Origin of the sequence: Streptomyces brasiliensis (assembly GCF_014647875.1) — a bacterium.
Taxonomy (GTDB): domain Bacteria; phylum Actinomycetota; class Actinomycetes; order Streptomycetales; family Streptomycetaceae; genus Streptomyces; species Streptomyces brasiliensis.
Genome location: NZ_BMQA01000005.1, coordinates 344,630 through 371,075 on the forward strand (window position 1 = coordinate 344,630; position 26,446 = coordinate 371,075).

At 70.5% G+C, this 26,446-nt stretch carries 19 protein-coding genes; 12 read left to right on the forward strand and 7 right to left on the reverse strand.

Annotated elements, in window-relative coordinates:
- Positions 1–13 precede the first annotated feature (13 nt).
- The 4 genes from fxsA (at position 14) to fxsT (ending at position 6,032) form a co-directional block, all read left to right on the forward strand.
- Positions 14–178, forward strand: coding sequence for an FxSxx-COOH cyclophane-containing RiPP peptide (gene fxsA / locus IEZ19_RS11000; RefSeq protein ID WP_189310929.1), 165 nt, complete (start codon positions 14–16; stop codon positions 176–178).
- 105 nt (positions 179–283) lie between these two features.
- Complete coding sequence (locus IEZ19_RS11005; protein ID WP_229840176.1) at positions 284–1,474, forward strand: FxsB family cyclophane-forming radical SAM/SPASM peptide maturase; 1,191 nt, start codon at positions 284–286, stop codon at positions 1,472–1,474.
- Positions 1,474–2,892, forward strand: coding sequence for an aKG-HExxH-type peptide beta-hydroxylase (locus IEZ19_RS11010; protein WP_189310965.1), 1,419 nt, complete (start codon positions 1,474–1,476; stop codon positions 2,890–2,892). The genes IEZ19_RS11005 and IEZ19_RS11010 overlap by 1 nt, the downstream gene beginning before the upstream one ends.
- A gap of 128 nt (positions 2,893–3,020) precedes the next feature.
- On the forward strand, positions 3,021–6,032 hold the full coding sequence (gene fxsT / locus IEZ19_RS11015; RefSeq protein WP_189310931.1) for an FxSxx-COOH system tetratricopeptide repeat protein: 3,012 nt from the start codon (positions 3,021–3,023) through the stop codon (positions 6,030–6,032).
- A gap of 87 nt (positions 6,033–6,119) precedes the next feature.
- On the opposite strand, the gene IEZ19_RS11020 is transcribed toward fxsT, so the two are convergent.
- The 4 genes from IEZ19_RS11020 to IEZ19_RS11035 all read right to left on the reverse strand — a co-directional run bounded on the left by IEZ19_RS11020 (position 6,120) and on the right by IEZ19_RS11035 (position 12,845).
- Positions 6,120–9,929 carry a multifunctional oxoglutarate decarboxylase/oxoglutarate dehydrogenase thiamine pyrophosphate-binding subunit/dihydrolipoyllysine-residue succinyltransferase subunit gene (locus IEZ19_RS11020; protein ID WP_189310932.1) on the reverse strand — a complete coding sequence of 1,270 codons (3,810 nt, stop codon included), beginning with the start codon at positions 9,927–9,929 and terminating at the stop codon, positions 6,120–6,122.
- 281 nt (positions 9,930–10,210) lie between these two features.
- Complete coding sequence (locus tag IEZ19_RS11025; RefSeq protein ID WP_189310933.1) at positions 10,211–11,320, reverse strand: sensor histidine kinase; 1,110 nt, start codon at positions 11,318–11,320, stop codon at positions 10,211–10,213.
- Positions 11,317–12,054, reverse strand: coding sequence for a response regulator transcription factor (locus IEZ19_RS11030; RefSeq protein WP_189310934.1), 738 nt, complete (start codon positions 12,052–12,054; stop codon positions 11,317–11,319). Before IEZ19_RS11030 ends, IEZ19_RS11025 begins: the two co-directional genes overlap by 4 nt.
- Before the next feature lie 113 nt (positions 12,055–12,167).
- Positions 12,168–12,845, reverse strand: a complete 678-nt coding sequence (locus IEZ19_RS11035; protein ID WP_189310935.1) for a spermidine synthase family protein — start codon at positions 12,843–12,845, stop codon at positions 12,168–12,170.
- Between the two features lie 167 nt (positions 12,846–13,012).
- On the opposite strand from IEZ19_RS11035, the gene IEZ19_RS11040 reads away from it, so the two are divergent.
- A complete protein-coding gene (locus IEZ19_RS11040; protein ID WP_229840178.1) occupies positions 13,013–13,891 on the forward strand; it encodes a rhomboid-like protein in 879 nt (292 codons plus the stop codon).
- Between the two features lie 141 nt (positions 13,892–14,032).
- Positions 14,033–16,456: an endopeptidase La gene (gene lon / locus IEZ19_RS11045; protein WP_189310936.1), complete on the forward strand. Its 2,424-nt coding sequence runs from the start codon at positions 14,033–14,035 to the stop codon at positions 16,454–16,456.
- A 79-nt stretch (positions 16,457–16,535) separates the two neighbouring features.
- Here lon and IEZ19_RS11050 read toward each other — a convergent pair whose 3' ends face one another.
- Complete coding sequence (locus tag IEZ19_RS11050; RefSeq protein ID WP_189310937.1) at positions 16,536–17,360, reverse strand: lysozyme; 825 nt, start codon at positions 17,358–17,360, stop codon at positions 16,536–16,538.
- 214 nt (positions 17,361–17,574) lie between these two features.
- Between IEZ19_RS11050 and IEZ19_RS11055 the strand changes: the two genes are divergently transcribed.
- On the forward strand, positions 17,575–18,066 hold the full coding sequence (locus IEZ19_RS11055; RefSeq protein ID WP_229840179.1) for a MarR family winged helix-turn-helix transcriptional regulator: 492 nt from the start codon (positions 17,575–17,577) through the stop codon (positions 18,064–18,066).
- 12 nt (positions 18,067–18,078) lie between these two features.
- Here IEZ19_RS11055 and IEZ19_RS11060 read toward each other — a convergent pair whose 3' ends face one another.
- Positions 18,079–18,867 (reverse strand): protein phosphatase 2C domain-containing protein, encoded by a 789-nt coding sequence (locus IEZ19_RS11060; protein WP_189310938.1) that lies wholly within the window; start codon positions 18,865–18,867, stop codon positions 18,079–18,081.
- A gap of 373 nt (positions 18,868–19,240) precedes the next feature.
- On the opposite strand from IEZ19_RS11060, the gene IEZ19_RS11065 reads away from it, so the two are divergent.
- From IEZ19_RS11065 to IEZ19_RS11085, 5 genes are read left to right on the forward strand one after another with little or no spacing between them, the layout of a single operon-like run.
- A complete protein-coding gene (locus IEZ19_RS11065) occupies positions 19,241–21,982 on the forward strand; it encodes a sensor histidine kinase (RefSeq protein WP_189310939.1) in 2,742 nt (913 codons plus the stop codon).
- On the forward strand, positions 21,979–22,482 hold the full coding sequence (locus tag IEZ19_RS11070) for a roadblock/LC7 domain-containing protein (protein WP_189310940.1): 504 nt from the start codon (positions 21,979–21,981) through the stop codon (positions 22,480–22,482). Before IEZ19_RS11065 ends, IEZ19_RS11070 begins: the two co-directional genes overlap by 4 nt.
- A complete protein-coding gene (locus IEZ19_RS11075) occupies positions 22,479–22,892 on the forward strand; it encodes a DUF742 domain-containing protein (RefSeq protein ID WP_189310941.1) in 414 nt (137 codons plus the stop codon). The genes IEZ19_RS11070 and IEZ19_RS11075 overlap by 4 nt, the downstream gene beginning before the upstream one ends.
- Positions 22,873–23,517 (forward strand): GTP-binding protein, encoded by a 645-nt coding sequence (locus IEZ19_RS11080; protein ID WP_189310942.1) that lies wholly within the window; start codon positions 22,873–22,875, stop codon positions 23,515–23,517. The genes IEZ19_RS11075 and IEZ19_RS11080 overlap by 20 nt, the downstream gene beginning before the upstream one ends.
- 25 nt (positions 23,518–23,542) lie before the next feature.
- Positions 23,543–24,796, forward strand: a complete 1,254-nt coding sequence (locus IEZ19_RS11085; protein ID WP_189310943.1) for a styrene monooxygenase/indole monooxygenase family protein — start codon at positions 23,543–23,545, stop codon at positions 24,794–24,796.
- Between the two features lie 458 nt (positions 24,797–25,254).
- Here IEZ19_RS11085 and IEZ19_RS11090 read toward each other — a convergent pair whose 3' ends face one another.
- Entirely contained in the window at positions 25,255–26,136 is an 882-nt protein-coding gene (locus IEZ19_RS11090) for a DUF4389 domain-containing protein (protein ID WP_189310944.1), read from the reverse strand.
- Between the last annotated feature and the right edge of the window lie 310 nt (positions 26,137–26,446).

The window sequence follows — 26,446 nt, forward strand, 5'->3', positions numbered from 1 at the left end:
GGAGAGGGCAGGGATGAGCGACACGGAACCCGGCGAGGTGCTGCCGGATCTGCTGGAGGTGGATCTGGAGGAGCTGAGGACGATCCAGCATCCGGTGCTGCGTGAGGTGCTGGAAGGACTGCGGGAGCGGGCGGAGCGGCCGAGCGAGATGCTGTGGGGCTTCAGCCGGTGCATGTGAGCTGAAGAACGAGCGGAAAGAGACAACTTCGGACGTGCGGGGTTTCCGTACCCACCCGGACCGGGAATGCGCGCCACGACGGGTGGACGGCATGGGGGTGCTGTTGTGTCTGGACAGACGGCTCCCGTTCCGGCGTCCACCATCCCCTCGCCCTTCCGGCAGTTCATCGTGAAGGTGCACGGCCGCTGCAACCTCGCCTGCCGCTACTGCTACCTCTACGAGGGCCCCGACCACACCTGGCGCACCCGTCCCGCCGCCGCCCCGTCCGAGGTCCTCACGCGCACCGCCGAGCGCATCGCCGAGCACGCCCGCGCCCACGGCCTGCCGACCGTCTCGCTCGTCCTGCACGGCGGCGAACCGTTGCTCGCGGGCGCGGACACCCTCGCCCGCTTCACCGACGACGTACGCGCCCGTGTTCCCGCCGACTGCATCGTCCAGGCGACCGTCCAGACCAACGGCACACTCCTGACGGAGAAGCGCGTCGCCGTGCTCGCCCGGCACGGCATCCGGATCGGCATCAGCCTCGACGGCGGCTTGCCCGAGCACAACGCGCGTCGACTCGACCACGCCGGGCGCCCGTCCTGGCCCGCCGCCGTGCGCGGGGCCCGCCTGGTCGCCGGGCGGTTCCCGGCGTCGTACGCCGGAATCCTCACCGTCGTCGACCCTGTGCTCGATCCGGTGGAGACATACGAGTCCCTGCTCGAACTGGGTCCGCCCGCACTGGACTTGCTGTTGCCTGACAGCAACTGGTCGGCGCCCCCGCCGCATTGGGAGGGCGCGCGCCACGGCGCCTGGCTGTGCGCCGTGTTCGACCGCTGGTGGACGGCCGGGCACCGGGAGACCCGGGTGCGGCTGTTCGAGGAGTGCCTGGCGCTGCTGCTGGGGCTGCCGGCGGCCACGGAGTACCTGGGCCTCGCCGCCTTCGACGCGCTCGTCGTGGAGACGGACGGGTCGATCGAGCAGGTCGACTCCCTCAAGTCCGCCTACGAGGGCGCCTCACGCACCGGTCTGGACGTCTTCCGGCACGCCTTCGACGAGGCGCTCGACCATCCTGGGGTGGCCGCCCGGCAGGCGGGCGTGGCGTCCCTGGCGGACCGGTGCCGGGTCTGCCCGCTGGTCGAGGTGTGCGGCGGCGGCCACTACGCCCACCGCTACCGGGCCGGACACGGCTTCCGGAACCCTTCCGTGTACTGCGCGGACCTGCAGCTCTTCATACGTCATGTGGCCGCACGGCTGGCGCGGGACACCGGAGTCGCCAGTCCGGTCCCGGTCTCTATCGAGGGGGTCACCCCGTGATACTTCCGGAGGTCCCGAACCGGGCCCTCGCCGAACTCGGCCGCACCGAAGGCGGCGCCGGCACCCTCGCGCTCCTCGTCCGTGACCAGGACACAAGACGGTTGCTTCTGCTGCGTGCCGTGCTCGACGCGGCCGAGGCAGCCGACCGGGAGGTGTGCTCCGCCGCCCAGCGGACACGGCTACGGCAGGACTGGGCCCTGCTCGCGGAGGCCGACCGCACGGACCGGGCGCGGGGCAGGGCCTCGGCGGCGCGGGCGCGGCTCACCCAGCCCCTGACGGGACCGTGGGCCGGGCGGTGTCTGCGCGGGTTGCGCAGGGCGGCTGCGACGGTCGCGGAGCGACGTGAACTCGCCCTTGACCTGGCCCACTTCAGCACGCTCGCCGCGGTGGCCGCCGCGCGGGCCGGGACGGCCTTCACCAGCCGGCTGACCCCCCGTGACGGCCTGCTCGCCCTGCCGTCCCTGGGTGTCCTGCGCACGGACACGGACGAGGCGGCGGTCGAAGCCGTCCACGACAACGGCGTCATGACCCTGCGCCGGTCCGGTGCCCCTGACGTGGTCGTGCACCTGGAGCGGGACGCCGGAGCCTGGTCCGCCGCACCCGCCTGGACACCGGCCTACACGCTGCCCGGACTGCTCCCCGGAGCGGCACCCGTCCCCCTGGACGACCTCGACCCCTACCGCGTACCGCCGCGTGAGCCCGGCCAGTACGCGCTGAGCGGCCCCGCGGCACCCGACGACACCGAGCGCAAACGCTGGCTGCAGGCCTGGTCCGGCGCGGCTGCCGTGCTGCGGACGGGCGGCGAACACCGGGTCTCGGAGGCACTCGCACTGCTGCGCTGTCTCGTTCCGCTGGAGACGCCTCCGGGTTCGGACGGCGGCGGTTGCAGTGCGACCCGGCACGAGGCCTTCGGCGCGCTCCTGAGCAGCGTGCCGGCCACGCCGGTGGCCTTCGCCGCGACACTCGTGCACGAGTTGCAGCACTGCAAGCTGGCGGCGTTGTCGGAAATGGTGACGCTGCATCAATCGGATGGCACAGCACGCTATTTCGCGCCCTGGCGTCCGGATCCGCGACCGTACGAGGGACTGCTCCAGGGCGCGTACGCGCACCTGGGGCTCGCCGACTTCTTCCAGCGCCGTGCGCTGAGCCAGGAGCGGGAACGGCAGCGGAGCGCCTCGGCATGGGTCGAGCACGCGCGCTACCGGGCCCAGGTCGGGGCGGCGCTGCCCGCCCTCGTCGGCTCGCCCCATCTCACCGTGCAGGGAAGGGCGTTCGTGGACGAGATGGTCGCCGCTCACGAGCGCATGGCCGAAAACCCCGCGCCCCGGGGGCACACGGCGCGCGCCCAGGCATATGTGAAGGCCGCTCGCGCCCTGTGGACGCAGCGCCACCCCCTGGCGCCGCCCACGAATCGCTGAATCGCCGACCTCGCCCCTCTGACTGCGCAAAGATCGTCGAGCCGAGGTGTTCGTTCTTGAGGTCGTCGGACTCCCCAGAGCCGCGCCGAGGTTCTAGGATTTTATGACTACGCGCTGGAGGCCGCTGCATGTCTGAAGCTCGTACCCCGGTCAGTCCGACCGGGCGGGGGAACGCGAGGCAGACCGTCACGATCAGCTTCGCGGGGTTCAACCGAGCCTGGGCGGCATGGATCGGGGACAGACTGGAGCAGCACGGACTGCGCGTCGTGTACCTGCGCTGGGACTCACCGGCGGAGGAGCCGCTGGTGAACCTGCTGCGCGATCTGGCCCTCGCCGAGGGACGGATCCTCATCCTGGTCAGCGAGTGGTACTTCCAGCTCGGCCCGCGGACCCACGAGGAGTGGAACGCCGCTCTGCGCGAGGTCGTCGCGCCGGAGGCGTCCCGGTTCGCCGCCGTGTCGATCACCAACGCCTCGCTGCCCACGGCCACCGCCGTCCTGGCACCGGCCAACCTGACCAACATGGGCGCGGACGAGGCCGAACGGCGGCTCTTCGACCGGCTCGACCTGCCGGTCGACGCCCAGCCCGCCACGGGCGCGGCGCACCGCGGACCGCGCTTTCCCGCGGCCACGCCCGAGGTGTGGGGCGGCGTGCCCCGCCGCAACACCCGCTTCACCGGCCGCGACGGCCTCCTGAACGACGCCTACCACCGGCTTCAGGGCAGCGAGCCCGGCGCCGGCGTCCTCACGCTGCACGGCATGTCCGGTGTGGGCAAGACCCAGTTCGCGGCCGAGTACGTGTACCGGTTCGGCTCCGAGTACGACGTCGTGTGGTGGGTCAACGCCGAGAAACGGGTGACCTACCGCCGCCTCCTCGCCGAACTCGCCCCAAAGCTGGGCCTGTCGACCGGCGCCGAGTACGGCGAGCGGCTGCGCGCGGTGCGCGACTCCCTGCGCCGGGGAGACCCGTACTCCCGCTGGCTGCTGATCCTGGACGGGGCCGACGAACCCGACCAGATCTGGGACCTCGTGCCCACCGGACCCGGCCACGTGATCATCACCTCCCGCAACCCGGAGTGGGGCGAGCACAACAGCCAGCTCCTCGAAGTACCGGTCTACTCGCGGGAGGAGTCCGTGGCCTTCATCAGGCGCCGTGCCCCCCGGCTGACCGAACCCGAGGCCGACCAGCTCGCGGACGCCCTGGAGGACCTGCCGCTCCTGCTCGACCAGACGGCGGGCTGGCTCAACGACTCCGACCTCTCCGTCGACGACTACATCGCCCTCCTGGAGGGCGGCATCGACCAGGACGTCGTCAAGGTCTCCGCGGACTTCCCGCTCGCCTTCCAGACCGCGTGGTCGATACTGCTGAACAAACTCCGCGAGACCGTCCCCGAGTCGGTCGCCCTGCTCCGGCTGTGCACCTTCTTCGCCCCGGGCTTCATCCCCGTACGCCTGCTGAAGGAGATGCCGCACGACGACCTGCCCGAGGAGCTCTCCGGACTCCTGGACGACCCGCTCCTGTGGAACAAGGCCGTCAACCAGCTGCGCCAGTACTCCGTGGTGCGCCTGGAGTCCCACGAGTTCCCCGCCGACGAGACCGGCTCCGCCTCCGGCGAGTCCGTCTACCTCCACCGCATGGTCCACCAGATCGTCCACAAGGACATGCCGGACGAGGAGCGCCGGGAGTACATCGACGTGGTCCGCCGGGCCCTGGCCGCGGCGGATCCCGGCCGCCCCACCGACACCCGCAACTGGGACGCCTACGCCGAGATCGTCGCGCATCTGAAGTACGCGGACGTCCTCAAGAGCTCGGACCGGAACGTCCAGAACCTGGTCCTCAACTGCCTGCGCTACATGTGGTTCGCGGGCGAGTACAACTCGGGCGTCAAGCTGGGCAAACGGACCCTGGACACCTGGCGACGGCTGCTCGGCGAGTCACACGCGCGGGTCTGGGAGGCCACCTTCCACTACGCCAACCTGCTGCGCTCGACGGGCAGGGTCCTCGAGACGGAGGCTCTCGAGCGGGCCGCGGCGGATCAGCTGCGCGAGGAACGGGGCGAGCGTGACCTGGAGTATCTGCGGACGGTCGCCGGACTCGCCGCCGACCTGCGGATCCTCGGCCGCTACGACGAGGCGCTCGAACTGGAACGGTGGCTGTACCCCACCTATCAGGAGCTGCTGGGCGACCAGGATTCCCGGACCCTCAACGCCCTGAACAACATGGGCTTCTCCCTCCGGCTCCTCGGCAAGTACGAGGAGTCCATGGACATCGACCGCAGGACACTGGAGGCGCGCCGTCTGCTGCTGAAGGCCCGGCACCCCTGGACCCTTCTCTCCGAGGGCTCCTACGCCATCAACCTCAGACTCCTCGGCCGCTACGGCGAAGCAGAGTCGGTCCAGGCGAAGAACGTGCGCGAGTGCCGGATCGTCGTGGGGAAGGACAACCCCGGGACCCTGCGGGCCGAACTCAACCTGGCGCTGTGCCTGCTGCGTGGCGGGAACCGCGCCGACGCGGGGGAACTCCTCACGAACGTCCTGGAGGGTTACGAGCGCAAGCTGGGCGACACGGCCCTCGAGACGCTGTCCGCCGCCGTCAGCCAGAACTGCTTCGCCCGCGAGCACGGCGACATCGACCAGGCCCGGGAGACCGGCGAGTCCATCATCGCCCGTTACGAGATGCTCCTGCCCGAAGGGCACCCGTTCATCATCGGCGCCCGCGCCAACCACGCCCTGGTCCTGCGGAGCGTCGGTGAACGCGAGCACGCGCACGTGCTCATCGAGCAGTCCCTCGCCGACATGACCGCGGCCGTCGGCGACAGCCACCCCTACACCCTGGGCTGCGCCGTCAACGCCTCGGCCCTGCGCAACCTGGTCGGCGAGACGGACTCCGCGGCGGAGCTGAGCCGGGGCACGATCAGCCGCGCCACCGAGACCCTGGGCCGTACCCACCCCCTGACCCTGTCCGCCCGTGTCGCCCACGCGGCCGACCTCCGCGGCCTGAGGGACCGTCAACAGGCCGAGAAGGTCGAGCAGGAGGCCCTCTCCGACCTGGCGGCGACCCTCGGCCCCCAACACGTCCACACCATCTCCGCCCGGTCCCGCAACCGGCCGTACTGGGACTTCGAGCCGCAGACGACGTGAGCGGGCCTCAGCGGCCGGCGCACACGCCGAGGGGCCCGGTACCGGATCGGTCCGGTACCGGGCCCCTCGGCTGTCGTGTCGTGCGGTCTACGCCTCGAACACCTCACGCACCAGCTGCTCCTGCTCGGCCTGGTGGCGCTTCGCGGAACCCACCGCCGGCGACGACGAGTGCGGACGCGAGATGCGGCGCAGGCGCTCGCCGTGCGGGACGTCCGCGCCGACCGCCAGGTCCAGGTGGTCGATCAGGTTCAGGGCGATGAACGGCCAGGCGCCCTGGTTGGCCGGCTCCTCCTGGGCCCACAGGTACTTCTCGACGTTCGGGTACTTAGCGATCTCCGCCTGGAGCTCCGCACCCGGCAGCGGGAACAGGCGCTCGACGCGGATGATCGCGATGTCCGTGGCGCCGCGCTTGGTGCGCGCCGCCTCCAGGTCGTAGTACAGCTTGCCGGCCACGAAGACGACCTTGCGGACGGCGGCCGGGTCGACGACCGTGGAGTCGCCGATGACCGGGCGGAACTGGCCCGAGGTGAACTCCTCCGCCTTCGACGCGGCGGCCTTGAGGCGCAGCATCGACTTCGGGGTGAAGACCACCAGCGGCTTGTGGTGCGGGTTGTGCACCTGCCACCGCAGGAGGTGGAAGTAGTTCGACGGGAGGGTCGGCATCGCGACCGTCATGTTGTTCTGCGCGCAGAGCTGGAGGAAGCGCTCGACACGGGCCGAGGAGTGGTCCGGGCCCTGGCCCTCGTAGCCGTGCGGGAGGAGCAGGGTGACGCCGGACGTCTGGCCCCACTTCTGCTCGGCCGCCGAGATGTACTCGTCGACCACCGACTGGGCGCCGTTGACGAAGTCGCCGAACTGCGCCTCCCACATCACCAGCGCGTCCGGACGGGCGAGCGAGTAGCCGTACTCGAAGCCCATCACCGCGTACTCGGAGAGCAGCGAGTCGTAGACGTTGTAGCGGGCCTGCTCGTCCGACAGGTACTGGAGCGGGGTGTAGTCGTCGCCGGTCTGGCGGTCGATGAGGACCGCGTGCCGCTGGCCGAAGGTGCCACGGCGCGAGTCCTGGCCGGACAGGCGGACCGGGGTGCCCTCGAGCAGCAGCGAGCCGATGGCGAGGGTCTCGCCCATGCCCCAGTCGATCGTGCCGTCCTCGACCATCGCCGCCCGGCGCTGCAGCTGCGGCAGCAGACGCGGGTGGACGGTGAAGTGGTCGGGGATGTTGACCTGGGACTCGGCGATGCGCTTGACGACCTCCGAGGAGATCGCCGTGGGGACCGCCACCGGGAAGCCGTCCTGCGGTTCAGCCACCGACGCCGCCGCCGGCTGGGAGGTGGCCTCGCGGACCTCCGTGAAGACCTTCTCCAGCTGGCCCTGGTAGTCCTGGAGAGCCTGCTCGGCTTCCTCGAGCGTGATGTCGCCCCGGCCGATCAGGGACTCGGTGTAGAGCTTGCGCACCGAGCGCTTCTTGTCGATCAGGTCGTACATCAGCGGCTGGGTGAAGGCCGGGTTGTCCGACTCGTTGTGACCGCGGCGGCGGTAGCAGATGAGGTCGATCACGACGTCCTTGTTGAACGCCTGGCGGAACTCGAAGGCCAGACGGGCAACACGGACGACCGCCTCGGGGTCGTCGCCGTTCACGTGGAAGATCGGGGCCTCGATCATGCGGGCCACGTCCGTCGCGTACATCGAGGAACGCGAGGACTCGGGGGCCGCGGTGAAGCCGACCTGGTTGTTGATGACGATGTGGACCGTGCCGCCGGTGCGGTAGCCCCGCAGCTGCGACATGTTCAGCGTCTCGGCGACCACGCCCTGGCCCGCGAAGGCCGCGTCACCGTGCAGGGCGACCGGCAGGACCGTGAAGTCCGTGCCGCCCTTGTTGATGACGTCCTGCTTGGCGCGGGTGATGCCCTCGATGATCGGGTCGACCGTCTCCAGGTGGGACGGGTTCGCGGCCAGCGAGACCTTGATCTGCTCGCCGTCCAGGCCCGTGAAGGTGCCCTCGGCGCCCAGGTGGTACTTCACGTCGCCGGAGCCGTGCATCGACTTCGGGTCGAGGTTGCCCTCGAACTCGCGGAAGATCTGGGCGTACGACTTGCCGACGATGTTGGCGAGGACGTTCAGGCGGCCGCGGTGGGCCATGCCGACGACGACCTCGTCCAGGCGCGACTCGGCGGCCGAGTCGAGGACCGCGTCGAGCAGCGGGATGACGGACTCGCCGCCCTCCAGCGAGAAGCGCTTCTGGCCGACGTACTTCGTCTGCAGGAAGGTCTCGAAGGCCTCCGCCGCGTTCAGGCGGCGCAGGATGCGCAGCTGTTCCTCGCGCTCCGGCTTGGTGTGGCCGCGCTCCACCCGGTCCTGGATCCACTTGCGCTGCTTGGGGTCCTGGATGTGCATGAACTCGATGCCGATGGTGCGGCAGTACGAGTCGCGCAGCACGCCGAGGATGTCGCGCAGCTTCATCAGGGACTTGCCCGCGAAGCCGCCGACGGCGAACTCGCGCTCCAGGTCCCACAGGGTGAGGCCGTGCTCGGTGATGTCCAGGTCGGGGTGCTTGCGCTGGCGGTACTCCAGCGGGTCGGTGTCGGCCATGACGTGACCGCGGACCCGGTAGGAGTGGATCAGCTCGAAGACACGGGCGGCCTTCGTGACGTCGTCGTCGTGGCTGGCGTCGATGTCCTTGAGCCAGCGGACCGGCTCGTAGGGGATGCGCAGCGCCTTGAAGATGTCGTCGTAGAAGCCGTTCTCACCGAGGAGGAGGTTCGCGACGGCGCGCAGGAACTCGCCGGAGGCGGCGCCCTGGATCACCCGGTGGTCGTAGGTCGACGTGAGCGTCATGACCTTCGAGATGCCGAGCTTGTTCAGGGTGTCCTGGCTGGTGCCCTGGAACTCCGCCGGGTAGTCCATGGAGCCGACGCCCATGATCACGGACTGGCCGGGCATCAGGCGCGGGACGGAGTGCACGGTGCCGAGGCCGCCGGGGTTGGTCAGGGAGACCGTGACCCCGGTGAAGTCGTCCATCGTCAGCTTGTTGTCGCGGGCGCGACGGACGATGTCCTCGTAGGCCTGCCAGAACTCGAAGAAGTTGAGGGTCTCGGCCTTCTTGATGGCGGCCACGACGAGCTGGCGGTCGCCGTTGGGCTTCACCAGGTCGATGGCCAGGCCGAGGTTGACGTGCGGCGGCTTGACCAGGGTCGGCTTGCCGTCCTTCGCACCGAACGACCAGTTCATCGACGGCATGGCCTTGATGGCCTGGACCATCGCGAAGCCGATCAGGTGCGTGAAGGAGATCTTCCCGCCCCGGGCGCGCTTGAGGTGGTTGTTGATGACGATGCGGTTGTCGAAGAGCAGCTTCACCGGGACCGCGCGGACCGAGGTGGCCGTCGGCAGCTCCAGCGAGGCGTTCATGTTCTTCGCGACGGCGGCGGAGGGGCCGCGCAGCGTCACGTACTCCGGACCCTCGGGGGCCTCGGTCGCGGGCGCGGCCTTCGCGGCGGCAGGGGCCGCGGCGGGCTTCGCGGGCGCCGGGGCGGCAGCGGCGGCCGGCTTCGGCGCGGCCGGGGCCGGCGCGGCGGCGGGCTTCGGCGCGGCCGGCGCCGGGGACGGCACCGCCGGGGCGGCCGGAGCCGCAGCAGCCTGGGCGGCCGGGGCCGGAGCAGCCGTGGTGGTCTCCGCGGCCCCCGCGGCCGCAGTACCCGCCGGAGCCGGGGCGGCAGCGGCGCCCGGCTTGTAGTCGGCGAAGAAGTCCCACCAGGCACGGTCTACCGAATTCGGGTCCTGGAGGTACTGCTGATAGATCTCGTCGACGAGCCACTCGTTGGGACCGAACGCAGCGGCGGGATTCTTCCCGGCTAGTTCGTCGGTCGAGATACTCGAGTTACTGGGGGACTGTGGCGACACGGCGGCAACCGCCCTCTTCCGCTTCACAAGGTGATGGACAGCGGGAATCAAGGCTACGCCTCCCTGACCGGGAAGGTCAGGTCGGGCCGGTTCATCGTCGCGTAAGTCACATCGGAAAGCGTGTTTCGGGGCTGGAAATGGCGGGAAACAAGCCTGGTTCGCTGGTGTGGGGTACGCGTCGACCGTGACCTGGGCGCCCCATAGGCGCAGGCCATCGCTGATCACACGTGTCCATCGGCGGGAACGCACGTGGATCTTGTCGTTACGGTTCGAACTTTACGTCAACTTGACGCGGGAGGCTCTCCCGGAAGGGTGACAAAAATCCGGCAGCCCCGCTCGGATTCGGCCACCCCGATCCGGCCGCCGTGGAGTTCCACGGCCCAGCGCGCGATGGCCAGGCCCAGACCCGTACCGCCGTCGCTGCCCGGACCGTGCGGACGGCTGACGGCGCCCCGGTTGAACCGCTCGAAGACCTTGTGCCACTCCGACCTGGGGATGCCGGGACCCTCGTCCAGGACCTCCAGATCGAGCGAGTCCGGCTGCGGCCCGCGCCGCGCCCTGACCGTGACCCGGCCGTGCGGCGGGCTGTGCTTGACCGCATTGTCGATGAGGTTCGCGACGACCTGGTGGATGCGCTCGGGATCGGCCAGCGCGGTCAGTTCCGGCGGCGTCACGTCGAGGTGCAGATGGACGTCCGTCCGCGTGTGGCTGCCGGAGCCCGAGGCGATGCCCGCCCGCGCGGAGGCGACCATGTTGGCCTCCTTCAGCACGCCCGAGAGATACGGCCACACCTCGAACCGCCGCTTGCGCAGCGGGACGACGCCGTTGTCCAGCCGCGACAGGTCGAGCAGCGTCTCCACGAGCCGGCCCAGCCGGTCCGTCTGTTTCAGCGCCGTGCGCATGGTCTCGGGGTCGGCCTCGGTGACCCCGTCGACGATGTTCTCCAGCACCGCGCGCAGCCCCGCGATGGGCGTGCGCAGCTCGTGCGAGACGTTCGCCACCAGCTCCTTGCGCTGACGGTCCTGCGCCTCCAGCTCGTCCGCCATGACGTTGATCGTCTGGGCCAGGTCGCCCAGCTCGTCCCGGCGGTTCTCGCGGACCCGGCGCGTGTAGTCGCCGTGCGAGATGGAACGTGCCACCGCGTTCATCTCGTCCAGCGGCGAGGTGAGGGACAGCGCCACGAACTGGGTGATCAGCAGCGTGGCGATCATCGAGAAGACCGTGATGAAGCGCAGCTCGGTCTTGGTGTGCACCGCGATCATGGACAGACCGGTGGTGATCAGCACCGAGATGACGACCAGCGTGCCCAGCTTGGTCTTGATCGAGAACGGGCGTACGCCGCCCCAGGGCGCCCCGGGGCTCCTCCGTGCGGCCGACCGCCCGTCGCTCATGGCGTCGGTGTCTCCAGCGCGTAGCCGACACCGTGCACGGTACGGATCCGCTCGGCGCCGATCTTCCGGCGCAGCGCCTTGATGTGGCTGTCGACGGTCCGGGTGCCCGACGCGTCCGCCCAGTCCCACACCTCGGCGAGGAGCTGCTCACGGGAGAGCACCGCGCGTGGGGTGTTGGCCAGGCAGACCAGCAGGTCGAACTCGGTCGGCGTGAGGTGCACGTCCTCGCTGCGCACCCGCACCCGGCGCTGTGCGTGGTCGATCTCCAGCTCGCCCAGGCGCAGGATGCCGGAGCGGGGCGTCGAGGCGGCCAGGGCCGCGCGCTCCACCCGGCGCAGCAGGACGTGCACCCGCGCCGCCAGCTCCCGCATCGAGAACGGCTTGGTCATGTAGTCGTCGGCGCCGACCCCGAGGCCGACCAGCATGTCGGTCTCGTCGTCCCGTGCCGTCAGCATCAGCACCGGCACCGGACGCGCGGCCTGCACCCTGCGGCAGACCTCCAGCCCGTCGAAGCCGGGCAGCATGATGTCGAGGATCAGCAGATCGGGCTGCCAGGCCTCGGCGGTGTCGACGGCGGCCGGACCGTCGCCCGCTGTTTGCACCAGAAATCCCTCGGCGCGCAGGCGGGCCGCGATGGCGTCGACGATCGTCGGGTCGTCCTCGACGACCAGAACTCGGCGCTGCGCGCCCGGTGTCGCCGTCGTGCCGTTGTGCGAGGTGTGTGTCTGCTCCATCGCCCGCCCCTGATGTGTGCTTTCCGGAACCCGTGGGGTGATCCCATGACTGCGCTTGACGCTTGAATGATCCGCGTCAGGGAAGCACATTACGGGGACGGACGGTTGCGCCGCTATCCAGGTCGTACGGCGAGGTGCACCGCGTCCGGAACGCCCCGGGCAACGGGGATCTCTTCGGTACGCACCTGCTGGAACCCGGCATTCCGCAAGGATCCTTCAAATTCCGGAGACGGCTGCGCCGACCACACCGCCAGCACCCCTCCCGGCCTCAACACCCTTGCGCAGCCTGCCAGTCCGGCGGGTCCGTAGAGTCCGCCGTTGCCCTCCGTGACGGTCCAGCCCGGGCCGTTGTCGATGTCGAGGCACAGCGCGTCGAACGTGTCGGAAGTCTCATTGACGTACGCCACCAGATCGCTCTCCAGGATCCGGGTGCGGGGATCGGCGAGGGCGACGGCGGTCAGCTCGGACAACGGCCCCTCGCGATGCCAGCCGATGACGGCGGACTCCCGCTCGATGACGGAGATCCGCCCCCAGCGGGGATCGGCGGCGGCGTGTGCGAGCGAGAATCCGACGCCGAGCCCACCGATCAGCACGTCAGGCTCCGCCCGTCCGTCGAGAGCCTCGTACGCGGCGTCCACGAGCAGCCGCTCCGAGCGCCCGTCGGAGGTGTCCATCAGGAAGCATCCGTTCGCGATGATCTGCAGCAACGCTCCGTGCCGCCGCAGCACCACCTCGCCGTAGGGCCCCTCGCGACGGTCCAGGACTTCGGGGATGTCGTAGCCGGTGGTCATGCCTTCATCCTGCACGAACCCCCCCACTGCAACCACGGGAATTACGGAGGTCCGACGACCGTCCCCCTGGTTCACCCGCGAGCGGGCACCGCCGGGGGAACACGGGGGGCGCCCGAGCGGTTGCCCGGAACGCCGGTACGGCACCGAAGCAGAGGGAGCGCGGCATCGTGGAACGAACGGCGCGGACCACGACGACTTCGCGTGTGCGGCTTCCGGACGGAGATGCGGCGGAGGCGGACCGGGCCGCAGCGGGTGCGGCCGCCGCCGGGATTGCAGCCGCGGTCGCGGACGGCGGCGGACTGCTGGACGCCATGCCGCGTCAGCGGGGCGCGGGAATGGGCGCCGCCCCGGAACCGGCACCGGCCACCAGGCCCGCCCCGGCGAACCCAGCTGCTCCGCGCTTCCCGCGCATCCTGCTCCTCCGGCGGCTCCTGCCCACCCCCACCGCCACGCCCTTCGCCTTCGGCTTCGCCGTTCTGCTCGCTTTCACCTCTCTCTTCGCCGCCTACGCCGATCCGCGTCTCGTGCATGTCCTCCAGCAGGGCTCCAGTACCGATGTCGCGCACCTCGTGCGGACTCCCGTGGTCGTGTTGTTCGCCAGTGCGTTGTGGATCGCGGGTGGGGCCCTGACGCCGTACGCGCTCGGGGTGCTGGTCGTGCTCGCCGCGCTGGAGCGGCGGATCGGCGGCGTTCGTGCCGCCTTCGTCTTTCTGCTCGGGCATGTCCTGGCCACCCTTGCCACCGAGGTGCCCGTCGGGCTCGCCGTTCTCGCCGGACGTCTGCCCGACAGCTCGCTGCACCGGCTCGACTACGGCGTCAGTTTCGGCCTGGCCGCGGCCGCCGGCGCCCTCGCCGGGCTGCTCACCCCCTGGCTGCGCTGGCCGCTCCTCACCGTGCTCGGCGCCGCCCTCGCCGGGGCCCTCGTCGCGTTCACCGACCCGCTGACCGACTGGGGGCATCCGATCGCGCTGTGTGTCGGCATCGGCACCTGGCCGGTCGTCCGGCGGTGGCAGCGGACCGCCGCCGACCCCCCGGCCACCGGCTGAACAGGCCGTGGTTGCGCCCCTTTTCGCAGGTCAGCGATACCCCCGGAGGGGATCGCTCACAGCGAACGCGGCGTGGGGAACATTCTGCGTCGCCCAAGCATTGAGTCGGCGTAACTCAACTTGACTGCCGAAGGGGAGATCATGGCTTCGACGTCCACACCGCTCACCCTCCCTGTGCTGCCGCTCGACGACGAGGTCGTGCTGCCCGGAATGGTGGTGCCGCTGGACCTGAACGATCCCGATGTACGCGCCGCGGTGGAGGCCGCCCAGGCCGCCGCCCGCTCCGAGCCCGGGAAGCCCAAGGTCCTCCTGGTCCCGCGCATCGACGGGTCGTACCCGAGCACCGGTGTGCTCGGCACCGTCGAGCAGGTCGGCCGGCTGGCCGACGGTGACCCGGGCGCGCTGATCCGCGGCCGCGGCCGCGTGCAGATCGGCGCCGGGACCACCGGCCCGGGTGCCGCGCTGTGGGTCGAGGGGACGCGCATCGACGAGAGCGCGCCCGAGCCCCAGCCGGGCCACGTGACCGAACTCGTCAAGGAGTACAAGGCCCTCGCCACCGCCTGGCTGCGCAAACGCGGCGCATGGCAGGTCGTGGACCGCGTACAGGCCATCGACGACGTGTCCGCCCTTGCCGACAACTCCGGTTACTCGCCGTTCCTGACCACCGAACAGAAGGTGGAACTGCTGGAGACCGCCGACCCGGTGGCCCGGCTCAAGCTCGCCACGCAGCAGCTGCGCGACCACCTCGCGGAGCAGGACGTGGCCGAGACGATCGCCAAGGACGTCCAGGAGGGCGTCGACAAGCAGCAGCGCGAGTTCCTGCTCCGCCGCCAGCTCGAGGCCGTCCGCAAGGAACTGCGCGAGCTGAACGGTGAGAACGGCAAGGACTCCGCCGAGGAGTCCGACGACTACCGCGCCCGCGTGGAGGCCGCCGACCTGCCCGAGAAGGTCCGTGAGGCCGCTCTCAAGGAGGTCGACAAGCTGGAGCGGTCGAGCGACCAGTCGCCCGAGGGCTCCTGGATCCGCACCTGGCTCGACACGATCCTCGAACTGCCGTGGAACGAGCGGACCGAGGACGCGTACGACATCCACGGCGCCAAGGTGGTGCTCGACGCCGAGCACGCGGGCCTCGAGGACGTGAAGGAGCGGATCACCGAGTACCTGGCTGTGCGCAAGCGCCGCAGCGAGCGGGGCCTCGGTGTCATCGGCGGCCGGCGCGGCGGTGCCGTGCTCGCGCTCGTCGGCCCGCCCGGCGTCGGCAAGACGTCGCTCGGTGAGTCCGTCGCGCACGCGATGGGGCGGAAGTTCGTCCGCGTCGCGCTCGGCGGTGTCCGGGACGAGGCGGAGATCCGCGGCCACCGGCGTACGTACGTCGGCGCGCTGCCGGGCCGTATCGTCCGGGCGATCAAGGAGGCCGGTTCGATGAACCCGGTCGTCCTGCTCGACGAGATCGACAAGGTCGGCTCCGACTTCCGGGGCGACCCGGCCGCGGCGCTGCTCGAGGTCCTGGACCCGGCCCAGAACCACACCTTCCGGGACCACTACCTGGAGGTCGAACTGGACCTGTCCGACGTCGTCTTCCTGGCGACGGCCAACGTCCTCGAGGCCATCCCGGAGGCCCTGCTCGACCGTATGGAGCTGGTACGCCTGGACGGCTACACCGAGGACGAGAAGGTCGTCATCGCCCGTGACCACCTGCTTCCGCGCCAGCTGGAGCGGGCGGGCCTGGGCAAGGACGAGGTCACGATCGACGAGAGCGCGCTGCGCAAGCTGGCCGGCGAGTACACGCGCGAGGCAGGAGTCCGTACGCTCGAGCGCTCGATCGCGCGGCTGCTGCGCAAGGTCGCGGCCCAGCACGAACTCGGCGAGCGGGAGCTGCCGTTCACGGTCACGGACGCGGAGCTGCGCGGCCTGATCGGCCGGCCGCACCACGTGCCGGAGTCGGCGCAGGACCCGGCGGAGCGCCGTACGGCGGTCCCCGGCGTGGCGACCGGCCTGGCCGTGACCGGAGCGGGCGGTGACGTCCTGTTCGTCGAGGCGTCCCTCGCTGACCCGGAGACGGGCGGCGCGGGCCTGACCCTGACCGGTCAGCTGGGTGACGTGATGAAGGAGTCGGCGCAGATCGCGCTGAGCTTCCTGCGCAGTCACGGCGCCGAGCTGGAACTGCCGGTGGCCGACCTGAAGGACCGGGGTGTGCACATCCACTTCCCGGCGGGCGCGGTGCCCAAGGACGGCCCGAGCGCGGGCATCACGATGACGACGGCGCTGGCCTCGCTGCTGTCCGGGCGGCTGGTACGCACGGACGTGGCGATGACCGGTGAGGTCTCGCTGACCGGCCGGGTCCTCCCGATCGGCGGCGTGAAGCAGAAGCTGCTCGCCGCGCAGCGGGCGGGCGTGACGACCGTCATCATCCCGAAGCGCAACGAGCCCGACCTGGACGACGTCCCGGCCGAGGTGCTGGACAAGCTCGACGTCCACACCGTGACCGACGTCCGCCAGGTCCTCGAGCTGGCGCTCGCGTCGGCCACGAACGGCGCGACGCCGGAGGTTCCGGTCGCGGCGTGACGGACGCGACCGGATGAAGGAAGGCCCGGGTCCCGTGAGGGGGGCCCGGGCCTTCCGCGTGTCCGCGTGCGGGAGTTCGTCAGCCGTTGGCGAGCGCGACGACGCGGTCGAGGGCGCCGTTGAACTTGTCGTGGTCACCGACCGTCGGGCCGGACGAGGTGTACTGCCACATGGTGTAGTACGACCAGCCCGCCGGGAGCGTCCCTACGTCCGACGCGTAGCGCGCGACCCACAGGGGGTGGCTCGAGGCGAAGCCGCTGTAGTTGCCCGTGCACTGGGTCCACCAGCTCGTGGCCGTGTAGATGACGGCGTCGCGGCCGGTGCGGGAGCGGTAGGTGTTCAGGAAGTCGGCGATCCAGCTGACCATCGCGCTCGCCGACTTGCCGTAGCAGGCGTCGCCGTACGGGTTCCACTCGATGTCGAGGGCGCCGGGGAGGGTCTTGCCGTCCTTGGACCAGCCGCCGCCGTGGTCGACGAAGTAGTTGGCCTGGGTGGCGCCGCTCGTGGTGTCCGGGGTCGCGAAGTGGTACGCGCCGCGGATCATGCCGACGTTGTAGGAGCCGTTGTACTGCTGGGCGAAGTAGGGGTTCGTGTAGTACGTGCCTTCCGTCGCCTTCGTGTACGCCCACTTGACCCCGCTGCTCCACAGGGTCGACCAGGCGACGTTGCCCTGATAGCTGGCGACGTCGACACCCTCGGTCTGGGTGGCGTCACCGGTGGTGGGCGAGCCGTCCCGGCCGTCGTGGGCCAGGACGCCCATGCCCATGTACGCGGAGCCGCGGGCGGGCGTGGTCGCGGCGTCGGCGGGGGAGAGGGGCAGCGTGAGAGCGAGGGCCGACAGAAGCGTCACCAGCAGTGCGGTGAGCGTGTGTCGGCGGGTTGAACCGGGTCTGTGCACGGGCATGACGTGCCTCCGGGGGAGTGGTGGGGGGACCGCGGTCGCTTTGCTGGCGTGGTCATGTCATGTACCGCCAGAGACGCTACGCACGTAGACCGGAGCTGGGAAGGGGGTCTGGGGGCTGCCGTTGGTCTACGCCTGCGAAATACTGACGGAGCTGCGGCAATGGCGGCGTTTGGCAGAAACTTTCAGGACCGCGAAACCGATCAGGGGTGCTGACGTGCACGAGGACGGAAACGGCGACGGACCGCACGGCGCCGGGCAGATGTCGCCTAGTGGTGCAGACCAGGAATTCCTGGCTCTGGAACGCGAGTTGACCGTACTCCTGCGCCGCGCCCGGGCGAGCCAGGGGGAGATGGCCCGGGAGGTCCACCCGGACCTGGAGTCGGCGGCGTACGGACTGCTGGCCCGTCTCGAGGAGCACGGCCCGCAGCGGGCCACCGAACTGGCCGCGTACATCGGCGTCGGCAAGGCCACCATGTCCCGCCAGCTACGCGCCCTGGAGGAACTGGGGCTGATCGCCCGCGAACCGGATCCCGCCGACGGCCGCGCCTGGCTGGTGGCCCTCACGGAGACCGGCCGCACCCGGGTCGGCAAGGTCCGCGACGCCCGTCGCGCCCGCTACGTCAGCCAGCTCGCCCACTGGAACCGCCGCGAGGTCGCGGAACTGGCCCGTCTGCTGCACGAGTTGAACGGCGTCGTGGAGAAGTGACCGGCCGGATCCTCACAGTTCCACGTACACCACCGTCGCATCGTCATGGGTCTTGCTGCGGCCGAGACGCACCCGCGCCTCCCGGTCCGCCGTCTCCAGGGCCCGTACGCGCTCGATCAGGGACCGTGCGCCCTCCTTGCGCACGACCTCGAAGCAGTCCGGCCAGTCGCCCTCGTGGAACTTCTCCGTCCAGCGGGTCGCCCCGTCCGTGAGGGCGGCCAGGGCCCGGACCTCGGTGCGCGGGACCGTACCCGTGACCGCGCGGGACGCGACCTCGGGGTCAGCGGCCGCAGTGAAGAAGCCGCCCTCCCGGTTCCGGACCGTCGCGTCCACCAGCGCGTCCGTGGCCAGCGCCGACCGGGGCAGCCGGGACAGGCGGTCGTCCTGGACCGGCGTGACCGTGCCGTCGGGGGAGCGCAGCAGAAGCGTCGAGTCGGACAGCACCAGATACTCGAGCGACTTCTGCGACCAGCGCGCCAGAATCACGGTTGCCTGTGGGGTGCGCGGGTGAGAAAGGTCACAGGTCGTCGCGTGTGCGTCAGCTGTGCGGCGGATCGCCCGGGAGAGGATCTCCGAGAGCGTCAGATCTCGGCCGGAAACGGTCAGTTCGGTCAGGGCCCCACCGAGCCGCGCGGTGAACCAGGGCACCGAATGGAGGCACCCCGTGTCGCCCTTCGGCGGGGTCACCCCGTCCAGGACGATCACGCAACCGCCCTGTCCGCAGGCCGGTAGTCCAACACCGGCGAAGTCCTCGTTGGGGCGGGACGGGTCGCCGGGCTCCGAAACGACTTCAGTACGCATTCGGCCAGTCTGCACGAGCCCTTCACAGGGTTCGCCAAAGGGTCGCAACGACTGTCGAAATGGTGCAGCATCGCAGGTCAGGCGCCTGTTTTGGGAGGGAATGGCGCGCTCCGCGAAAGCGTGGCGGCGAATACTGCCAAAGCCAGCGGTCCGCGTCCAACCGGCCCGCCGCGCGACGCGCCCGCACCCACCCGAGGAACTTGCCCGCCAACTCCCCTCCGATGTTCACTCCTTCGGGTGGCGGGTCAGATGATGCGCGACCACTGACCACCGGCACTGGGAGGGTCGGGGCACGGACCGTACCGGGCGTACGCAACCCTTGGCACCGAGGTGACGGGGTGCCACCCGGGCCCATGGGTACACGAGTTCAGGAATGCGAGCACCGGTGCAGATGAAGCGGCCTCGGCGCACAGGCAGGCAGACGGCCCCCGAACGGGGCGCCGAGCGCACCCCGGTCGGCACCGGCCGCCCGACCCACGTACGCAACCGGCTGATCGTCGCGGTGGCCGTGGTGGCCGCCGCCATAGCCGGGGCGGGCACCCCGTCGCTGCTGGCCGCCTCCGGTCAGGTGAGCGACTCCCAGGACCTGGTGACCCTGGCCGGGCGCACCGAGGACGCCCTCGCGCTCGCCCACTCCCTGTCGGACGAGCGCGACGAGGTCACCGCCTACGTCGCGGCCGGCCGACCCAAGGACAAGGCGCCCTCCGAGCAGCGCAGCGCGCGGGTCGACCGGCAGGTCGAGGACCTGCGTGCCGATCCGGACACACCCGGCTGGCTGCGCACGGACCTGGACGGCATCGCGGCGCTGCGCCGCTCCGCGCTCACCGGCAAGAGCACGGCCCTGGAGGCCCACCAGGCCTACTCCGGCGCCATCACCGAGCTGCACCGCCTCGCCGAGGACCTGGCCGAGCAGATGCCGCCCAGGGCCGGTTCCGGCAGTTACGCGCTGGCCGAGCTGGACGCCGCCGTCCAGCAGTCCGCCGCCGCCCGCGGACTGCTCCTCGCGGCCCTGAGTGTGCCGTCCACCACCCAGACGATCATCAGCCCGATCACCGGGCTGCCCACGACGACCACGATCACCACCGACGCGGACCGCAAGCAGCGCGACGCCCTCGCGGCCGCCGCCCAGCAGGCCCGTCTGCGCGCCGACGCGGCCGTCGCCGACTTCCACGACACAGCGCCCAAGTCGGCCGTGACGACGTACGACTCGACGGTCACCGGCCCCGAGGTCAACAACGCCGACAAGTACCTCGCCGCCCTCACCGACCAGCCGGCCCTCGGCGACGGCGAACTGGGCACCGACACCAAGAAGCTGGACGCGGCCCTGTCCGCCCGCGTCGAGCTGATGCGCGGCGTGGAGTCCTCCCTCTACGACCACCGAACCAAGGACCTCGCCACGCTGCGCGACGACGACGTCACCGCGCTGGAGATCCGCATCGCGATCCTCGGCGCCCTGATGCTGGTCGCCGTCGGCATCGCCACCGCCATGGCCCGCACCCTGACCCGCCCGCTGTCGGTCCTGCGCCGCGGCTCCGCCCGACTGGCCGACGCCGAGGACCCGGCGGCCGAGGAACCGGTGACGTTCACCGGCCGCAACGACGAGTTCGCCCAGGTCGTCCGCTCCGTCAACGCACTGCACGCGCACGCCGTCGAACTCCACCAGCGCGTCGCCACCCTGGAGACCGACCGCAGGCACCTGGTCGGGCAGCGCCAGAAGATGGCCGACGCCCGCGAGGAACTGCGTGCCGAACTCGCCGACTCCGCAGCCCAGCTGGAGCGGCTGCGTACCGGCATCGGCGGTACCTTCGTGAACCTCGCGCTGCGCACCCTGGGCCTGGTCGAGCGGCAGCTGGCCGTCATCGAGGGCCTGGAGGAGCGCGAGCAGGACCCGGACCGGCTCGCCACCCTGTTCAAGCTCGACCACTTCGCCACGGTCATGCGCCGGCACACCGAGAACCTCCTGGTCCTGGCCGGCACCGAGCACGTCCAGCAGAACCCCGGCCCGGTGCCGCTGGTGGACGTGGTCCGGGCCGCGGTCAGCGAGATCGAGCGCTACGAGCGCGTCCGCATCGCCGCGTTGCCCCCGCACGCGCACGTGGCGGGCTTCGCGGCGGACGACCTCTCCCATCTGCTGGCCGAGATCATGGAGAACGCCACCTCGTTCTCCCCGCCGGACATGCCCGTCGAGGTCTCCGGCTGGCTGCTCGAGAGCGGCGAGGTGATGCTCTCCGTGCAGGACGAGGGCATCGGCACGACCTCCGAACGCCTGGAGCGCCTCAACTCCCGCCTCGCCGACTTCGACCCGGAGGCGTCGTACGACCCGGAGGCCGAGGACGGTCTCGGCCTCGGCCTGTACGTCGTCGCCCGCCTCGCCCACCGTCACGGCGCCCGCGTACAGCTGCGCCAGCAGAAGCAGGGCGGCGTCGCGGCGGTCGTGGTCCTCCCTCGGGCCCTGCTGGCGGACGCCCCGACGACGGCCGTCCCGGCGCCCGCGACCGTGGCCGGCGGCCCCACCGTCTCCTTGCCGGGAGCGGACGCCGAGGTCAACTCCAACGTGCTGCACGGCCGCGCGACCGACGGCGACCCGCTGGTGGCCCTGGCCGAGCGGGCCGTACAGGAGAACGCCGAACCGGAGAACGCCGTAGCGGAGAAGGCCGTACCCGAGCCGGAGCCGGAGCCGGAGCCGGAGACCGAGACGCCGGCCGCCGCGCCTGAGCCGCGGCTCGCCGACGAACCGACCCCCGCCGAGACCACGATGGAACTCCTGGTCCCGCAGCCGCCGGAGCCCGCTCCGGACCGCTACGCCATCGGCCCGGACACCCACGAGCGCGCGGCGGACGAGACGGACGAGCAGGTCACCGACAAGGGCCTGCCCAAGCGCACCCCCAGGATCAGCACACCGGTCCAGGCCCCGCGTCAGCGGTCCGGCTCCGTCGACGCCGAGGCCCTGCGCCGCAGGCTCGGCGGATTCCGCCGGGGCGCGGAGGCGGGCTATCGCGACGTCGAGGCGGAGATCACCGACCGGACGGGCCGGACGAGGAAACCCGTGGCCCACCCCGCGGAGCGCACAGCCGAAGAAGCCACGGGGGGCACAGTCGAGGAGGCAAGCAGTTGACCGCGCCCAGTACCTTCGGACTGAGCAGTGAGGCCCGCAACCTGCACTGGCTGCTGACGAACCTTGTCGAGGAGGTGCCGGGCATCCAGTCGGTCGCGGTGGTCTCCTCCGACGGCCTGCTGCTCCTGTCCTCGGACGCAAGCCGCATCGCCGAGGCGCGCGAGGCCCGAGCGACCACTTCCAGCGGCCCCCGCGGTTCCGCCGCCGACCTCGCCACGATCGTCTCCGGCATCGGCAGCCTCACCGTGGGCGCCGCCAAGCTGATGGAGTACGGCAAGGTCAAGCACACGATGGTCGCGATGGACGGGGGCAGCCTCTTCGTGATGTCGATCAGCGACGGCTCGCTGCTCGGCGTGCACGGGTCCGCGGAGTGCGACATGAGCGTCGTGGCGTACCACATGGCCCTGTTCGTCGGCCGGGCCGGCCATGTGCTGACGCCCGAACTCCGCAACGAGCTCCGAAAATCCCTGGAGTCCGAGTCGACGGGGAGTGCCCGATGAGCAGTACGCCCAAGAAGCTCCCGGTGCGCGGCGGTGACCGCAAACCCGCCCGCGTCCGCCCCTACTCGCTCACCGGCGGCCGCACCCGCTTCGGCCATGTCCTGCTCGTCGAGACGTTCGTCGCGAGCACGGCCGCGCTCGACGCCGCCGAGGAGCGCAAGGAACTGACGACAGGCTCTCTTAGGGTGATGCCCGAGATGCGGGCCATCGTCGAACTGTGCCGCCGTATGCGCACGGTGGCTGAGATCGCCGCGCTGCTGAAGATGCCGCTCGGTGTCGTCCGCGTGCTCCTGAGCGATCTTGCGGACCAGGGAAAGATCCGTGTGTACGGAACCGGAACAGGCCACGGGGTGGGCCGGCCGGACCGCGCTCTGCTGGAAAGGGTGCTGAGTGGACTCCGTCGTCTCTGATGCCGACTCCTCCGTCGGTGTCTCCCCCCTCGTCGAAGACGACGAGAACCTGAGGTCCTGGCAGACGGACCGCACCCGTGCCCCGATAGCCACGAAGATAGTCGTGGCGGGCGGCTTCGGGGTCGGCAAGACCACGCTGGTGACCGCCGTCTCGGAGATCACGCCGCTGCAGACCGAGGCGCTGATGACCGAGGCGAGCGAGGACACAGACGACCTCACCGCCACGCCGGGCAAGCTGACCACCACCGTGGCCATGGACTTCGGCCGTCTCACGCTCGACGACGACCTGGTGCTCTACCTGTTCGGCACGCCGGGCCAGCAGCGGTTCTGGTTCATGTGGGACGACCTGGTGCGTGGCGCGATCGGCGCGGTCGTCCTGGCGGACACCCGCAGACTGAAGGACTGCTTTCCCGCGCTGGACTACTTCGAGAGCTGCGGGCTCCCGTACGTCGTGGCCGTCAACCACTTCGACGACACCGATCTGTTCGAACCGGAGGACGTGCGGGAGGCCCTCACGATCCCCCCGCACATACCTGTCATGATCATGGATGCGCGGCGCCGGATCTCGGTGATCGAGACCCTCCTGGCCCTCGTCGGCCACGCGCTCGACGAAACCCCCGAGTAGTCCCGATTTAGGAGCCACCACCCATATGCGGAAGATACTCGTCGTCGGAGCCGGCCAGTCCGGTCTCCAGCTGGCCCTCGGCCTCCAGTCGCACGGATACGAAGTCACCCTGATGTCGAACCGGACCGCGGACGAGATCCGCTCCGGCCGGGTCATGTCGACGCAGTGCATGTTCCACACGGCACTGCAGCACGAGCGCGATCTCCAGCTGAACTTCTGGGAGTCCCAGGCCCCGAAGATCCAGGGACTCGGCGTCTCGGTCGCGGCCCCCGGCTCGCACGACCCCGGTCCGACGCAGCGGGCGATCGACTGGGTGGGGCACCTCGACGGGTACGCGCAGTCGGTCGACCAGCGGGTCAAGATGGCCGGCTGGATGGAGACGTTCGCGCAGCGCGGCGGTCAGCTCGTCATCCATGGCGCGGCGGTCTCCGACCTCGACTACTTCTCCCGCACGTACGACCTGGTGCTGGTCTCGGCAGGCAAGGGCGAGCTGGTGTCGATGTTCGGCCGCGACGCCTCGCGTTCGCCGTACAGCGAGCCGCAGCGGGCGCTCGCGGTGGCGTACGTCCACGGGCTCGCCCCGCGCCCGGAGCACCCCGAGTTCGACGCGGTCCGCTGCAACCTGGTGCCCGGCGTCGGCGAGCTGTTCATCATGCCGACCTTCACCATCTCCGGACGTGCGGACATCCTGTTCTGGGAGGGCATACCCGGCGGCCCGCTCGACGTCTTCAACGGCGTCAAGGACCCTGCCGAGCACCTCTCCCTGACCCTGGAACTCATGGAGAAGTTCACGCCCTGGGAGCACGAGCGGACGAAGAACGTCGAGCTGACGGACGCCGGTGGCACGCTGGCCGGGCGCTACGCGCCCACGGTTCGCAATCCCGTTGGCCGGCTGCCCGGAGGTGGGCTGGTCCTCGGTGTGGCCGATGTCGTCGTGGCCAATGACCCGATCACCGGGCAGGGGTCCAACTCGGCGTCGAAGTGCGCCGCGTCGTATCTCGCGTCGATCCTCGAGCACGGGGACAAGGAGTTCGACGAGGCGTGGATGCGGGGTGCTTTCGACCGGTACTGGGAGACGGCGGCGCACGTCACCAAGTGGACGAACGCCATGCTGGCGCCGCCGCCGGAGCACGTGCTGAATCTGATCGGCGCCGCCGGGCAGCTCCAGCCGGTGGCGGATCGATTCGCCAACGCGTTCAACGACCCGGCCGATTTCGAGAACTTCTTCTATGAGTCGGAGAAGACGGGCGCGTACCTGGCCTCGGTCGCGGGAGTCTGATGGGCTTATGACCAGCGATTCGACCGTCGTCACCTGTCGTCGTCGGTCGCTGCTGGTCGCGCTCGGACGGCCCAGAGACGGCCCCGGTTGTTCTGCCGGGGCCGTCGGTGTCTCACTGGGGCTCAGCCCCTCGATGCGAACTACGGGCGGGGAGGTCGCTGAGGTCTCCCGACCTGATTACAGGGGTGGCAACGAGTAGGGACGTTCGCCTGCGGTCGCCACCGTTGCTGTACTTCTCTGCTGTACCGCAGATCAACTGCCGATGATCCGCACGATCGGCTCCTGAGACACGACCTCGATGGCTCCCCAGTCTCCTTCGAGCTGATAGACGGCGTCGCCAACCGTCCGGATCACCCTCGCGCGTCAGAGAAAGTGCTCGACGCACCGCGCAGGTAGCTGCGGCCAGGGACCGGCGACCTTCCGCTTTTCAGGCCGCGTCCTGGCGGGGCGCGGCCTGATCATAGAGGAAGCCGGGGAGGGCCGACAGCCGTGGTTGTGCGCTGCTGTTGGCGTACGGGTTGGCGTACGCCAAGTCGTGTCATCACTCCTTCACTGGGGCTGGCCTGGGAGGCGGCTGAAGGCTGTGAGGTGGTGCTGGTGTTGTTGGTGGCGCTGATGAAGTTGTTGAAGATCAAGAGCGCGGCCCCAAGGACGAGGAAACAGACGACCAGGGCTTTGCCCGCGTCACTGAGCAGCAGCGGGCGGGTAGCTGAGCCGGGCTGCTCGCTAGGGGCGGGCGCGTCGCCGAACAGCCGCTTGGGGTAGGCCGCGGTGAGCATCATCAGGTAGGCGTATAGACGCATGTCGTAGCGGGCGGTGGCGGCGGTCGCCTCGAACAGCGTGCGCGGCATCCGGCCGCGGATCAGCACCATGAGCCAGAAGATGGGGGAGAGCACGTACCAGCCGAAGATGAGCAGCTCCACCACGACGGTGGCGGGGATGAGCAGAATGATGCGGAACAAGACGGCGAGGCGGTTGAGCTTCCCGGGATGGACCTCGACCTGGACGGGGTAGTCGGGCGCCAGGAAGGCGAACGGCGGGTAGGCGTCGACCAACAGCATCGCGTAGGCGGTGACGCGGGTCGAGTAGACGAGGTAGCCAGTCAGGAACGAGGCGATCGGTTCGGGCAGCCGTCCGGTGATCAGGGCGGCGAACCAGCCGACGACCAAGACGACGGACGCGGCGACCCACAGGAAGAGCAGGGCGATGTATTGGGGGATCAGCAGGAGCCAGCGCAGCAGCACGGTCCAGCGGCGCTGCCGGCCGGGCTCGGGGAGATCCAACTCCGGGAGTACCTCCGGCGGGGGAGCGGGGCGCGGCGCCCACGTATGGTCTGCCATAGCCAGTTCCTGTCGGGTCCGCGACTGTCGCTCGGCTCAGGGCTTCAGGATCACGCCGGTCGGCCCGGTGCACGCGCGGTGAGGACCAACCGGGTGACCGGGTTGCTCCCGGTTGAGGGTGCGAACCGCCCCGGCGGATCGCGCAGGCTTCGGGCCTGCGCGCAAGAGCTTCGTTGTCAATAACCCAAGGTTCACTGGCACGCGCCACACGACGGCTTTCAAGACCCTGACCCAAGGCGCGCTGACCAGGACCCTCTCTGACATCGTCGGGTGAGACGCCCCGAAATGATCAGATATTGTGGGCGGGCAC